General features: G+C 75.1%; 11 protein-coding genes and 1 riboswitch. Of the genes, 8 read left to right on the top strand and 3 right to left on the bottom strand.

Annotated elements, in window-relative coordinates; all coding sequences use genetic code 11:
* Positions 1 to 102: 102 nt before the first annotated feature.
* Positions 103 to 957: a carbon-nitrogen hydrolase family protein gene (locus tag RLT57_RS03035; protein ID WP_311295811.1), complete on the top strand. Its 855-nt coding sequence runs from the start codon at positions 103 to 105 to the stop codon at positions 955 to 957.
* The gene (locus tag RLT57_RS03030) at positions 954 to 2657 is read left to right on the top strand and encodes a flavin monoamine oxidase family protein (RefSeq protein WP_311295810.1); all 1704 of its coding nucleotides are present in this window, start codon (positions 954 to 956) and stop codon (positions 2655 to 2657) included. Before RLT57_RS03035 ends, RLT57_RS03030 begins: the two co-directional genes overlap by 4 nt.
* A 51-nt stretch (positions 2658 to 2708) precedes the next feature.
* On the opposite strand, the gene RLT57_RS03025 is transcribed toward RLT57_RS03030, so the two are convergent.
* Positions 2709 to 3398 carry a DUF5995 family protein gene (locus tag RLT57_RS03025; RefSeq protein ID WP_311295809.1) on the bottom strand — a complete coding sequence of 230 codons (690 nt, stop codon included), beginning with the start codon at positions 3396 to 3398 and terminating at the stop codon, positions 2709 to 2711.
* Positions 3399 to 3479: 81 nt separating this feature from the next.
* The gene (locus RLT57_RS03020; protein WP_311295808.1) at positions 3480 to 4325 is read right to left on the bottom strand and encodes an NAD-dependent epimerase/dehydratase family protein; all 846 of its coding nucleotides are present in this window, start codon (positions 4323 to 4325) and stop codon (positions 3480 to 3482) included.
* A 156-nt stretch (positions 4326 to 4481) separates the two neighbouring features.
* Between RLT57_RS03020 and RLT57_RS03015 the strand changes: the two genes are divergently transcribed.
* Positions 4482 to 5324, top strand: coding sequence for a helix-turn-helix domain-containing protein (locus RLT57_RS03015; RefSeq protein WP_311295807.1), 843 nt, complete (start codon positions 4482 to 4484; stop codon positions 5322 to 5324).
* A 296-nt stretch (positions 5325 to 5620) separates the two neighbouring features.
* On the opposite strand, the gene RLT57_RS03010 is transcribed toward RLT57_RS03015, so the two are convergent.
* On the bottom strand, positions 5621 to 6844 hold the full coding sequence (locus RLT57_RS03010; RefSeq protein WP_311295806.1) for an MFS transporter: 1224 nt from the start codon (positions 6842 to 6844) through the stop codon (positions 5621 to 5623).
* Between the two features lie 65 nt (positions 6845 to 6909).
* On the opposite strand from RLT57_RS03010, the gene RLT57_RS03005 reads away from it, so the two are divergent.
* The 5 genes from RLT57_RS03005 (at position 6910) to ribH (ending at position 12305) form a co-directional block, all read left to right on the top strand.
* Entirely contained in the window at positions 6910 to 8118 is a 1209-nt protein-coding gene (locus RLT57_RS03005) for an ROK family transcriptional regulator (protein WP_311295805.1), read from the top strand.
* 135 nt (positions 8119 to 8253) lie between these two features.
* A riboswitch (FMN riboswitch) is annotated at positions 8254 to 8384 on the top strand.
* 143 nt (positions 8385 to 8527) lie between these two features.
* Positions 8528 to 9619 (top strand): bifunctional diaminohydroxyphosphoribosylaminopyrimidine deaminase/5-amino-6-(5-phosphoribosylamino)uracil reductase RibD, encoded by a 1092-nt coding sequence (gene ribD, locus RLT57_RS03000; RefSeq protein WP_311295804.1) that lies wholly within the window; start codon positions 8528 to 8530, stop codon positions 9617 to 9619.
* Between the two features lies 1 nt (position 9620).
* Positions 9621 to 10241 (top strand): riboflavin synthase, encoded by a 621-nt coding sequence (locus tag RLT57_RS02995; protein WP_311295803.1) that lies wholly within the window; start codon positions 9621 to 9623, stop codon positions 10239 to 10241.
* A gap of 121 nt (positions 10242 to 10362) precedes the next feature.
* Positions 10363 to 11733 carry a bifunctional 3,4-dihydroxy-2-butanone-4-phosphate synthase/GTP cyclohydrolase II gene (locus RLT57_RS02990; protein ID WP_311295802.1) on the top strand — a complete coding sequence of 457 codons (1371 nt, stop codon included), beginning with the start codon at positions 10363 to 10365 and terminating at the stop codon, positions 11731 to 11733.
* An 86-nt stretch (positions 11734 to 11819) separates the two neighbouring features.
* The gene (ribH, locus tag RLT57_RS02985; protein WP_311295801.1) at positions 11820 to 12305 is read left to right on the top strand and encodes a 6,7-dimethyl-8-ribityllumazine synthase; all 486 of its coding nucleotides are present in this window, start codon (positions 11820 to 11822) and stop codon (positions 12303 to 12305) included.
* Positions 12306 to 12307 lie beyond the last annotated feature (2 nt).

Genomic DNA, 12307 nt, shown 5'->3' with positions numbered 1-12307 from the left:
GCCGGGTCGGCGGCCGTACCGTCGGAGCACGCTCGTAGACCCCGCCTGACCAGGCGAAACAGCGCGTGATGACGACGCGGAACAAGGGGAGAGAGAGGTGCCATGGCGCCGTTGCGCACCGCGCTGCTGCAAGGTCCCGGCGGAATTCCCGGCAGCGTCGCGGAGAGCCTCGGCGTGCTGGACGAGGCCGCGGGCCGGGCCGCCGGGCAGGGCGCCCGGCTGCTGGTCACCAGCGAACTCTTCCTGACCGGGTACGCGCTCGGCGGACGGACCGCGGAACTCGCCGAGACCGCCGGCGGCGCGGCCGAACGCCGGGTCGGGGAGATCGCCGCCCGGCACCGGATCGGCATCGTCTACGGGAGCCCGGAACTGGCCGGCGCGGCCGTGTTCAACACCGCCCGCCTCGTCGGCCCCGACGGCGCCCCGCTCGCCGCCTACCGCAAGGCGCACCTGTTCGGCGCCTACGAGCGCGGCATCTTCACCCCCGGCGCCGAGCCCGTCGTGCAGGCCGACCTCGACGGCGTCCGGATCGGGCTGCTGATCTGCTACGACCTGGAGTTCCCCGAGGCGGTGCGGGCCCACGCGCTGGCCGGCACCGAGCTGCTGGCCGTTCCCACCGCGCTGATGCGGCCGTACGAGTTCGTGCCGCGGACCCTGGTGCCGGCCAGGGCGTACGAGAACGGCATGCACATCGCCTACGTCAACCGCTGCGGCCCGGAGGGCGGTTACGACTTCACCGGGCTCAGCTGCCTGGCCGGGCCGGACGGAGTGGTGCGGGCCCGGGCCGGCACCGGCACCGAGCTGCTGGTCGCCGACGCCGACCCGGCGGTGCTGCGGACGGCCCGCGCCGACACCCCGTACCTGTCCGACCGCCGCCCCGAGCTGTACGGCTCGCTGGTGCGCCGGCCCGAGGCACCCGAAGCGACCGAAGAGTCCGCCTGGAGAAGCGCCCCATGACGTCCGTGCCCACCGCCGTCCACGACGAGCAGCACACCGAGGCCGCGGCGCAGCCGCCGGTGACCATGTTCGGCCCCGACTTCCCCTTCGCCTACGACGACTACCTGGCGCACCCGGCGGGCCTGGGTGCCGTGCCCGCGGCCGAGCACGGCACCGAGGTCGCGGTGATCGGCGGCGGACTGTCCGGGATGGTGGCCGCGTACGAGCTGATGAGGACCGGGCTGCGGCCGGTCGTCTACGAGGCCGACCGGATCGGCGGCCGGCTGCGGACGGTCACCTTCGACGGCTGCGACCCGGGGCTGACCGCCGAGATGGGCGCCATGCGCTTCCCGCCGTCCTCCACGGCCTTCCAGCACTACGTGGACCTGGTCGGCCTGGAGACCCGGCCGTTCCCCAACCCGCTGGCGCCCGGCACCCCGTCGACCGTGGTCGACCTCAAGGGCGAGACGCACTACGCCACCACCGTGGACGACCTGCCCGAGGTCTTCCACGAGGTGATGCGCGCCTGGCGGACCTGCCTGGAGGAAGGCGCCGACTTCGCCGCGATGCAGCGGGCGGTGCGGACCAGGGACGTCCCCCGGATCCGGGCGATCTGGTCCGGCCTGGTCGAGAGACTGGACAACCAGACCTTCTACGGCTTCCTGTGCGACTCCCCGGCCTTCCGCTCCTTCCGGCACCGGGAGATCTTCGGGCAGGTCGGCTTCGGCACCGGCGGCTGGGACACCGACTTCCCCAACTCCATCCTGGAGATCCTGCGGGTGGTCTACACCGGCGCCGACGACGACCACCGCGGCATCGTCGGCGGCAGCGGGCAGCTGCCGCTGCGGCTGTGGGAGCGCGCGCCGGACAAACCGCTGCACTGGCCGCCGGGCACATCGCTGAGCTCCCTGCACGGCGGCACCCCGCGCCCGGCGGTCACCGCGCTGCACCGCACCGCGGGCAACCGGATCACCGTCACCGACTCCTCCGGCGACATGCGCGGCTACCGGGCCGTGGTCTTCACCGCGCAGAGCTGGATGCTGCTGTCCAAGATCGCCTGCGACGACTCGCTCCTGCCGATCGACCACTGGACGGCCGTCGAACGCACCCACTACATGGAGTCCAGCAAGCTGTTCGTGCCGGTCGACCGCCCCTTCTGGCGGGACCGGGACCCCCGCACCGGCCGGGACCTGATGTCGATGACGCTCACCGACCGGATGACCCGCGGCACGTACCTGCTGGACGACGGACCCGACCGGCCGGCCGCGATCTGCCTGTCCTACACCTGGTGCGACGACAGCCTGAAGTGGCTGCCGCTGAGCGCGCACGAGCGGATGGAGGTGATGCTCACCTCGCTCGGCGGGATCTACCCGGGGGTCGACATCAGGAAGCACATCATCGGCAACCCGGTCACCGTCTCCTGGGAGAACGAGCCGTACTTCATGGGCGCGTTCAAGGCCAACCTGCCCGGCCACTACCGCTACCAGCGGCGGCTGTTCACCCACTTCATGCAGGACACCCTGCCCGCCGACCGGCGGGGCCTCTTCCTGGCCGGCGACGACGTCTCCTGGACCGCCGGGTGGGCCGAGGGCGCGGTGCAGACCGCGCTGAACGCGGTCTGGGGCGTGCTGCACCACCTCGGCGGGGGGACCGACCCGGGCAACCCCGGGCCCGGCGACGTCTACGACGAGATAGCGCCCGTGCTGCTGCCCGAGGACTGAGCGGCGGGCCGCCCCCGGGCCCGGCCCCGGCGGGCCGCCCCCGCGGCCCGCTCACCCCCGCAGCGGGGTGAGCAGGAACCGCCCCACCAGCCCGACGCCCGCGTCCAGCCGCGTCACGCACTCCTCGTAGGCGTCGTGGCCGCCGCGCAGCGCCCACAGCAGCCGGGCCGCCGCCCAGGCCGCCTCCCTGGCCCGCTCCAGGCTCCACACGCCCACCACATGGGTCAGCGGATCGGCCGCCTCCAGCAGGTCGGGGCCCGGCATCAGCTCCTCCCTGACCCGCCGTTCGATCGCGGTCAGTACCTCGCCCACCCGGTCGAAGTCGCCCTCCAGCGCCTGCGGCGCACGGCCCGTCGCCCGGCAGGTGTCCACCACCGCCAGCGGCAGGTCGTGCCCGACGTGCGCGTTGATCCCGGCCAGCGCGAACTGGACCGGACGGATGCCGCGGTGGCCGCGCAGCCGCAGCAGCGGGCGCCAGCAGTCGGGCGGGCGGCGGCCCGCGCGGTCGTCCTCGACCGCCGCCAGGTAGCGGCCGGCGAACCGCGCGGCCAGCTCACCGGCCGCGTACGGGTCGGCGAACACCCCCGCCGCCAGCCGCCGCCGCATCTCCTCGGTGACCGACAGGTACACCCGGTTGAAGACAGCCACCCCGTCGGTGCGGGGGAGCGCCGAGTCCAGCCCCCGCATCAGCGAGAGCACCCGCCCCACGTCCGCCGGTTCCGGCCGCCCTGCCGTCGTCATCCGCCCAGCCTGGCCCGCCCGCCGCCCCGCGGGCCGGGGCACGCGCCGCCGGATCGCCGGAAAGGGTGAACGTGCCGCTCCTCAGCGCACGCCCGCGTCCCCGACCGCCCGCGCCCACGGGTACCGCGGGCGCGGGCCCGGCGCGCCGCCGACGCGGACGGCGGAGACCACGCCGTCCCACGGGCCGGCCGGGATCCCGGCGCCGCTCAGCCGGTACGGCTCGACGGCGGTGGCCGGGGCGTGGTCGGCGAGGTCGTACGCGCGGCCGCCGATCCCCGGCGCGTAGAGCAGCCGCAGCAGGCCCTGCGGCACGTCCGCGTGGCGGATCGACGCCGTCCGCCGGCGGTCCGGCCGGCCGGCGGCCCGGTGGAGCGCGGCGGCCGGGTGCGGGCCGCCCTCGCCGTGGACGTACGTCAGCCGGCCGATCCGGACGTCGAGGCCGTACGCGCGGTGCAGCGCCAGCAGCCCCTCCTCGGCGGCGCGCTTGGACCGCGCGTACGCGTCCCACGCCGGCGTCCCGGGAACCGGCCCGCCGTCCCCGGCCGCGGGTCTGCCGCGGCCGGCGCCGTACACCAGGCCGGTGCCGGCCTGGACGAAGCGGCTGGCGCCGGCGTCGAGCGCGGCTCGGGCGAGGGCGAGCGCCGCCTCGTGGTTGACCGCCCACAGCTCCTCGTCCGGCACCCCCGGCGCCGGGAAGGACGCCGCCAGGTTCACCACCGCCTCCGCACCGGCGAGCGCCCGGCGGACGTCGGCCGGCTCGCGCAGCTCACCCGTCATCGCCTCCGCGCCCAGCCGGACCAGCGGCTCGGCCCGCGCCGGGTCGCGGACCAGCAGCCGTACGGTGTCGGAGCCTGCCGCCCGCGCCAGCAGCCGCGGTACGAACCTGCGGCCCACCCGACCGGTCGCCCCGGTGACCAGAATCCTCATGGCGTACTCCTCACCCCTGATTAGTACTGATCTTGGCCTGCCGGTCAGAGCCTGCCGCCGCCGGACGGGTGACCGGGAGAGACCTCCTTATCCAGGGAGCGGCGCTCCCTGGCTGGGATCTGGTCCGGCGGCCGTCCCGGCCGCATCCTGGGGAGTGTGAACCGACCGGAACTCGCCGACTTCCTGCGCCGCTGCCGCACCCGTCTGAGCCCGGCCGACGTGGGCCTCGCCGAGGGCGCCAGACGGCGCACCCCGGGGCTGCGCCGGGAGGAGGTGGCCCAGCTGGCCGGCATGTCGGTGGACTACTACACCCGGCTGGAGCAGGGCCGCGGCTCCCGCCCCTCACGGCAGATGCTGGCCGCGATCGCCCGCGCGCTGCGGCTGAGCGTGGACGAGCGCAACCACCTGTTCCACCTGTCGGGCGAGGAACCGCCCCGGGAGGCGGTGGGCAGCGGGTACGTCCGCCCCGGGCTGCTGCTGGTGCTGGACCGGCTGCACGACACCCCGGCCCAGGTGATCACCGACTTCGGCGACATCCTGGCGCAGAACCTGATGGCCGCCGCGCTGTTCGGCGACATCTCGGCGCGCCCGCCGCTGGCCCGCAACATCATCCGGCGGATGTTCACCGAACCCCAGACGCTCGCGCTGTACCCGGCCGAGGACCACGAGCGGCTGGCCCGCAACCACGTGGCCGGGCTGCGGGCGCTGCTCGCCGCCCGGCCCGACGATCCGCGGCCGGCCGCGCTGGCGGCCGAACTGCGCGCGGCCAGCCCGCTGTTCGCCCGGCTGTGGGAGGACCACCAGGTGGCGGTGTGGCGTACCGACGTCAAGCGCGTCCTGCACCCGGTGGTCGGCGAGCTGGTGCTGGACTGCGAGGTGCTGCTGAGCGCCGACCACGACCAGCGGCTGGTCGTGCACAGCGCCCGTCCGGGCACCGAGTCCCACGAGCGGCTGCGGCTGCTGCACGTGGTGGGTCTGCAGAATTTGGCAGTCGGCTGAAACCGGTGCCCGGCGGGGCCGAAAAACGTGCCGCGAGCCGCCCAACTGCCGTACTGCGTAAGGATGATGGCGGCGCGCCTGTGCCATGGCGTATTCCCGCGGCATGAATTGGGGCCGCCGGGCCCAACGGACCGCGACGGGACGCTAACGTAATGAGCACGGTCCGGCGGGCTCGATTCCCCCGTGCGTGCCCGCCGGACCTCTTCTCCCGCCGAGGTCCGGACCACCGGCCGACCGAGCGACCCGCGGGCCTGCGCCCCGGGGACGCCACCCTCTGGTCCTCCCGCCACCCGCCGTCAGTCCACCGACGTGGGGGACGGCAGCGCGGCGGGCGCCGGGGAGCCGGCGACCGCCGTGGCCGGCGCCCGTACCACCCCCGCGCCCAGCACCAGGCCCAGCGCCAGCACCGTGACCAGGGTGAAGGACGCGGTCAGCGAACTCGCCCCGGCGATACCGCCGATGGCGGCCGGGGCGATCAGTCCCGAGGTGTAGGTGACCGTCGCCACCCCGGCGATCGCCTGGCTCGGCACCGGGCCTCGCCGGCCGGCCGCCGCGAAGCACAGCGGCACCACTGTGGAGACCCCGATGCCGAGCAGTGCGAAACCGGCGATCGCGGTCACCGGCGCGTCCGAGAGCACCACCAGCGTGCCGCCGGCGGTCGCGACCACCCCGCCGGCGCGCAGGGTGGCCACCGGGCCCAGCCGCCGGACCGCGAGGTCGCCCAGCAGCCGGGTGGTCACCATCGCGGCCGAGAAGCAGGCGTACGCCAGCGCGGCCGTCGCCGCTGAGGCGTGCGTGACGTCCCGCAGGTACACCGCGCACCAGTCGGAGCTGCCGCCCTCGGCGAAGGTGCCGCAGAAGCCGATGCCGCCGATCACCAGGGCGGCGCGCGGCGGCAGCGCGAAGCGCGGCGGGGCCTTCTCGTCCGCGGCCGGCCGTACGTCGGGGGCGGCGCGGCACACCAGCAGCGCGACCGCCAGCAGCAGCGCCGCCACCGCGCCCAGATGGACGCGGGCGTCGAGGTCCGCGTGGGTGGCCGGCACGCCGATACCGGCGCCGACCAGGGTGCCCAGGCTCCACATGCCGTGCAGCCCCGACATGATCGACCTGCCCTTCCGCTCCTCGACGGCGACCCCCAGCGCGTTCATCACCACGTCCGTCATCCCGGCGCTGGCGCCGAAGACGAGCAGGGCGAGGCAGAGCCAGGGCAGCCCCGGGGCGAGCGCCGGCAGCGGGAGCACCACGCACCACAGGCCGAGCAGCAGCCGCAGCGCGGCCCGCGAGCCGAAGCGGTGCATCAGCCGCCCGGCCAGCGGCATCAGCAGCGAGGAACCGATCGCCGGGCAGACCAGGGCCAGACCCAACTGGCCCGCGCTCAGATGCAGATGGTCCTTGATCCAGGGGATCCGGGTGGCGAAGGTGCCGCTCGCCGCGCCGTGCACGGCGAAGGCCATGGCTATGGTCACGTGGGCCCGGCGGGCGGAGGCGGGGGCGCGCCCGGTGGCGTCAGCGCTCTGCATGGCCGGTAAACTATCAGGAAGGCTACCTGAACGATAAGGGTTTTCCGGTCTGGAAGGATCGCCGTATGACCGTGACCCGCGCGCACCCCGGGCGCAACGCGTCGCCGCGTACCGCCCGCGCCATCAACGACCGGCTCGCGCTGCGCCTGCTCCAGGAGGAAGGGCCGCTCACCGCCGGGCAGCTGAAGGAACTCACCGGCATGTCCCGGCCCAGCGTGGCCGACCTCGTCGAGCGGCTCCAGGAGTCCGGGCTGATCGAGGTGGTCGGCGAGGCGGGTGAGGCCCGGCGCGGCCCCAACGCGCGGGTCTACGGGATCGTCGCCGGCCGGGCGTATGTCGCCGGGCTCGACGTGCGGATCGAGAGCATCGGGGTGGAGATCGCCGACCTGCTCGGCCGCCCGGCCGCCCGCGCGGTGCTGCCGGTAACCGAGGACGCGGCGCCGGAGCGGATCGTCGAGGACGGGATCGCGCTGCTCCAGGACACCGCGCGGAAGGCCGGCGCTGCCGCCGGGCTGCACACCGTCGTCTTCGGCGCCCCCGGTCTGGTCGACCCGGTCACCGGGCGGCTCAGCTCCTCCGGGGCGCTGCCGGCCTGGCACGGCGACCTGGTGGACGAGGTCCGCAAGCGGCTCGGGGTGCCGGTGCTGCTGGAGAACGAGGTCAACCTGGCGGCGGTGGCCGAGCAGCGGAGCCGCCCGGCGGGGGAGCCGGACACCTTCGTGCTGCTGTGGATCGGCGGCGGCGTGGGCGCGGGGGTCGTGCTCGACGGGCGGCTGCGGCGCGGGGTCTCCGGCGGCGCCGGCGAGGTGGGGTTCCTGCCGCTGTCCCTGACCGGGGAGCTGCCGACCGCGACGGACTGCGACAACGGCTACCACGGACTGGTCGGCAGCCGCGCGGTCTGCGCGCTGGCCCGCGCACACGGCTTCGCGGCGGGGGCGGCGGGCGACGCGGCGGCGGCCGGGGAGGCGGTGCGGGCCGCAGTTGCGGCGGGGCCCGCCGGCCGGCCGTTCCTGGCGGAGCTGGCGGCGCGGATCGCGGTCGGTGCCGCGGCGATCTGCGCGGTGCTCGACCCCGGGCGGGTCGTCCTGGCCGGCGAGGTGGGGCAGGGCGGCGGCCCGCTGCTCGCCGCCCTCGTCGACGAGCAACTGGCCCGGCTCTCGCCGCTGCGCACCACGGTCCTGACCACTGCGGTGGAGGGCATGGCGATCCTGCGGGGCGCGGTGGTCACGGCGCTGGACGCGGCGCAGGAGGTCCTGTTCGCCCCGGCCGGCTGAGACCGGGCGGCACCCGCGGGGCGGAGACATGGGGAAAAAGCGGGATAAACATCGCCGTCGTGTGAGGCAGCGCACAGGCGATGGCCGGGCCACAGCCTTTGCGGCGTGGCAAAATCGGGGGCGTATCAGTGACGTTTGCGCACTCCGGGGTCGGTGCAATTCCGAACCGGCGGTTACAGTCCGCGACCCGACCGCAGCCTGCGGCCGGTTGACCAGGTGAAACTCCTGGACCGACGGTTAAAGTCCGGATGGGAGGCAGTGCGCGGCGGGCGTTGTCCACGGTACGCCGCCGCCCGGCGGGCCACGCGTGAGGCGTGTGCCGCGGGTGTCCCGGTGTGCGGGGGAGCGGCGTTCCGCCCGAAGTCTCCCGACGCCCCGGAGTCCGTGCCTGGAGAGGCAGGAGGACCCGGTGGCCACCGCCACGGAAACCGACGCGATGTACCGCGCCGTCGCGCTGTCGGCTCGCGCGCTCGGCGCCACCGCGCCCAATCCCGTCGTCGGGTGCGTGATCCTGGACCCGTCCGGCGCCGTCGCCGGCGAGGGCTGGCACCGCCGGGCGGGCGGCCCGCACGCCGAGGTGCACGCACTGCTCGCCGCCGGGGAACGCGCCCGGGGCGGCACCGCGCTGGTCACCCTCGAACCCTGCAACCACACCGGCCGTACCGGCCCCTGCGCCCAGGCGCTGATCGCGGCCGGACTCGCCCGGGTCGTCTACGCGGTCGCCGACCCCAGCCCGGTCGCGGCCGGCGGCGGGCAAACGCTGCGGGCCGCGGGGGTGGACGTGGCGAGCGGGCTGCTCGCCGCCGAGGCGGAGGCGGTCAACACCGCCTGGCTCACCGCGGTCCGCAAGGGCCGCCCCCATGTGCGCTGGAAGTACGCCGCCACCCTCGACGGCCGGATCGCCGCCGCCGACGGTTCCAGCCGCTGGATCACCTCCCCGCAGGCGCGGGCCGACGTGCACCGGCTGCGCGCCGAGTCCGACGCGGTGGTGGTCGGCTCCGGCACCCTGCTCGCCGACGACCCCCACCTGGCCGTCCGCGGCGTCGACGGGGCCGTCCAGCCGCTGCGGGTCGTGGTGGACACCCGGGCCCGTACCACCCTCGGCGCCCGGGTGCTGGACGACGCCGCCCCGACCCTGATCGCCGTCGCCGAGGACGCCGACACCGCGCACCTGCCCGGCGTGGACACCGTCCGGCTGCCGCCCGGCGACGACGGCGGACTGCGCATCCCCGCCCTGCTGGCCGAACTGCACCGCCGCGGGGTGCGCTCGGTGCTGCTGGAGGGCGGTCCGACGCTCGCCGGGGCGTTCGTCGCGGCCGGCGCGGTCGACGCCGTCACCGGCTACCTCGCCCCCGCCCTGCTCGGCTCCGGCCGCGCCGCCCTCGGCCGGGCAGGAATCAGGACCATCGCGGACGCGTTGCGGCTCGACGTGACCGATGTCGTGCGCCTCGGTCCCGACCTGCGCGTCACCGCCGTCCCCACCGCAACTCAGGAGAGCTGAAGTGTTCACCGGAATCGTCGAAGAACTGGGTGAGATCACCGCCGTCGAGAACCTCGGCGACGCCTCCCGCTTCACCGTCCGCGGCCCCGTCGTCACCGAGGACGCCAAGCACGGCGACTCCATCGCCGTCAACGGCGTCTGTCTGACCGTGGTCGAGTACGAGGACGGCGCGTTCACCGCCGACGTGATGGCCGAGACGCTGAACCGCTCCAGCCTCGGCGCGCTCGTCCCCGGCTCCCGGGTCAACCTGGAGCGCCCGATGGCGCTCGGCGGACGGCTCGGCGGTCACCTCGTCCAGGGCCACGTGGACGGCACCGGCACCGTACTGGAGCGCGTCCCGGCCGAGCACTGGGAGATCGTCAGGATCGCGCTGCCCGCCGGACTCGCCCGCTACGTCGTGGAGAAGGGCTCCATCACGGTCGACGGCATCAGCCTCACCGTGGTGGACGCCGCAGCCGACCACTTCACCGTCAGCCTGATCCCCACCACCCTCGCGCTGACCACCCTCGGCATCAAGCAGCCCGGCGACCCGGTCAACCTCGAAGTCGACGTCATCGCCAAGTACGTGGAGCGCATGCTGCTGCCGGACCCCGACGCCGCCGACGGGGCCGGTGCCCGGTGAACGCCGCGCACCGGCCGGCCGGCGAGGCGTCCACAGCCGTCCGCCCCCGCGGCGGCTCCCCCGCGGCCCCCGGCCGCGACCAGACCCACCGCACCACCACCGTCGCGGAAGGAGTGACGGCATGAGCGCCGTGACCGTACTGCAGGACGAGCACGATGAACATGACGGACGCGAGGGACACGACGGGCACGACCGGCACGACTCCTGGTACGACGACACCGACCTGGTGCTCGACCCGGTGGAACGCGCCATCGCCGACATCGCCGCCGGCCGGCCCGTCGTGGTCGTCGACGACGAGAACCGGGAGAACGAGGGCGACCTGGTGGTCGCCGCCGAGAAGATCACCCCGCAGATCGTCGCCTTCATGATGAGCGAGTGCCGCGGACTGGTCTGCGTGCCCATGGAGCCAGCCGAACTGGACCGGCTGGAGCTGCCGCAGATGGTCCAGGCCAACACCGAGTCGATGCGGACCGCCTTCGCCGTGTCGGTGGACGCGAGCGCCGCGCACGGGGTGACCACCGGGATCTCCGCCGCCGACCGGGCCGCCACCATCCGGCTGCTCACCGAACCCGGCGCCGTCGCCACCGACTTCGTCCGCCCCGGGCACGTCTTCCCGCTGCGCGCCCGGTCCGGCGGGGTGCTCGCCCGCCCCGGCCACACCGAGGCCGGGGTGGACCTGGCCCGGCTCGCCGGACTGCGGCCCGCCGCCGCCATCGTGGAGATCGCCCGCGAGGACGGCACCATGGCCCGGCTGCCGGACCTCTTCCCGTTCGCCCGCAAGCACGGCCTGGCGATCATCTCCATCGAGGACCTGATCGCCTACCGTCGCGCCACCGAGCCCGCCGCGAGCCCGCAGACCGGCACCACCACGCCGCCGGCCCCCGCCGTCCGCCGCGAGGCCAGCACCGCGCTGCCCACCGTCCATGGCGACTTCCGGGCCTACGGCTACCGCGCCGCCGATGACGGCGTGGAGCACGTCGCGCTGGTGGCCGGCGACATCGGCGACGGCCACGACGTCCTGGTCCGGGTGCACTCCGAGTGCCTGACCGGCGACGTCTTCGGCTCGCAGCGCTGCGACTGCGGCCCGCAGCTGCAGGCCGCGCTGCGCAAGGTCAGCGAGGCCGGCCGCGGCGTGGTGCTGTACCTGCGCGGCCACGAGGGGCGCGGCATCGGCCTGATGTCCAAGCTGCGCGCCTACGAGCTCCAGGAGCGCGGCCGCGACACCCTCGACGCCAACCTGGAACTCGGCCTGCCCGCCGACGCCCGCGACTACGGCGCCGCCGCGAGCATCCTCGCCGACCTCGGGGTCCGCTCACTGCGGCTGATGACCAACAACCCGGCCAAGACCGGCGCCCTGATCCGGTACGGCCTGGACGTACGGGGGAGCGAGCCGATGCCGGTCACCCCCGGGGAGCACAATCTGCGCTACCTGCGCACCAAGCGCGACCGGATGGGCCACGACCTGCCGTGGCTCGACCCGGCCGGCCGCTGAACACCCGCCCGCGCACCCGCAGGCACCGAGCACCGAGCACGAAGCACCGAGCACGAAGCACTGAGCACTGAGCACCGAGGAGAGAAGTGAGCGGTAAGGGCGCCCCCGAGCTGACCGTGGAGAACAGCGGCGGTCTGCGTGTCGCGGTGATCGCGGCCCAGTGGCACACCCAGGTGATGGACGGCCTCGTCGACGGGGCCGTCCGCGCCCTGCGCGAACTCGGCATCGAGGAGCCGACCCTGCTGCGGGTGCCGGGCAGCTTCGAACTGCCCGTCGCCGCCAAGGTGCTGGCCGGCCGCGGCTACGACGCGGTCGTGGCACTCGGGGTGATCATCCGCGGCGGCACCCCGCACTTCGAGTACGTCTCGCAGGGCGTCACCGCGGGCCTGACCCAGGTCAGCGTGGACACCGGCGTCCCGGTCGGCTTCGGCGTACTGACCTGCGACACCGAGCAGCAGGCCCTGGACCGGGCCGGACTGCCCGGCTCCGCCGAGGACAAGGGCCACGAAGCGGTCACCGCGGCCGTCGCCACCGCCGCCGTCCTGCGCTCGGCCGCCGAACCTCGGCGCTGAGC

The sequence above is a fragment of the Streptomyces sp. ITFR-21 genome (assembly GCF_031844685.1).
In the GTDB taxonomy this organism is placed as follows: domain Bacteria; phylum Actinomycetota; class Actinomycetes; order Streptomycetales; family Streptomycetaceae; genus Actinacidiphila.
The sequence above is the reverse complement of the archived record's forward strand: the minus strand, read 5'-3'. Positions and strand labels throughout refer to the sequence as shown.

Coding starts and splice junctions, on each gene's coding strand:
- RLT57_RS03010 (WP_311295806.1), bottom strand. CDS start 6,844: ATGCAGAGCGCTGACGCCACCGGGCGCGCCCCCGCCTCCGCCCGCCGG.
- RLT57_RS03035 (WP_311295811.1), top strand. CDS start 103: ATGGCGCCGTTGCGCACCGCGCTGCTGCAAGGTCCCGGCGGAATTCCC.
- RLT57_RS03030 (WP_311295810.1), top strand. CDS start 954: ATGACGTCCGTGCCCACCGCCGTCCACGACGAGCAGCACACCGAGGCC.
- RLT57_RS03005 (WP_311295805.1), top strand. CDS start 6,910: ATGACCGTGACCCGCGCGCACCCCGGGCGCAACGCGTCGCCGCGTACC.
- RLT57_RS03020 (WP_311295808.1), bottom strand. CDS start 4,325: ATGAGGATTCTGGTCACCGGGGCGACCGGTCGGGTGGGCCGCAGGTTC.
- RLT57_RS03025 (WP_311295809.1), bottom strand. CDS start 3,398: ATGACGACGGCAGGGCGGCCGGAACCGGCGGACGTGGGGCGGGTGCTC.
- RLT57_RS02990 (WP_311295802.1), top strand. CDS start 10,363: ATGAGCGCCGTGACCGTACTGCAGGACGAGCACGATGAACATGACGGA.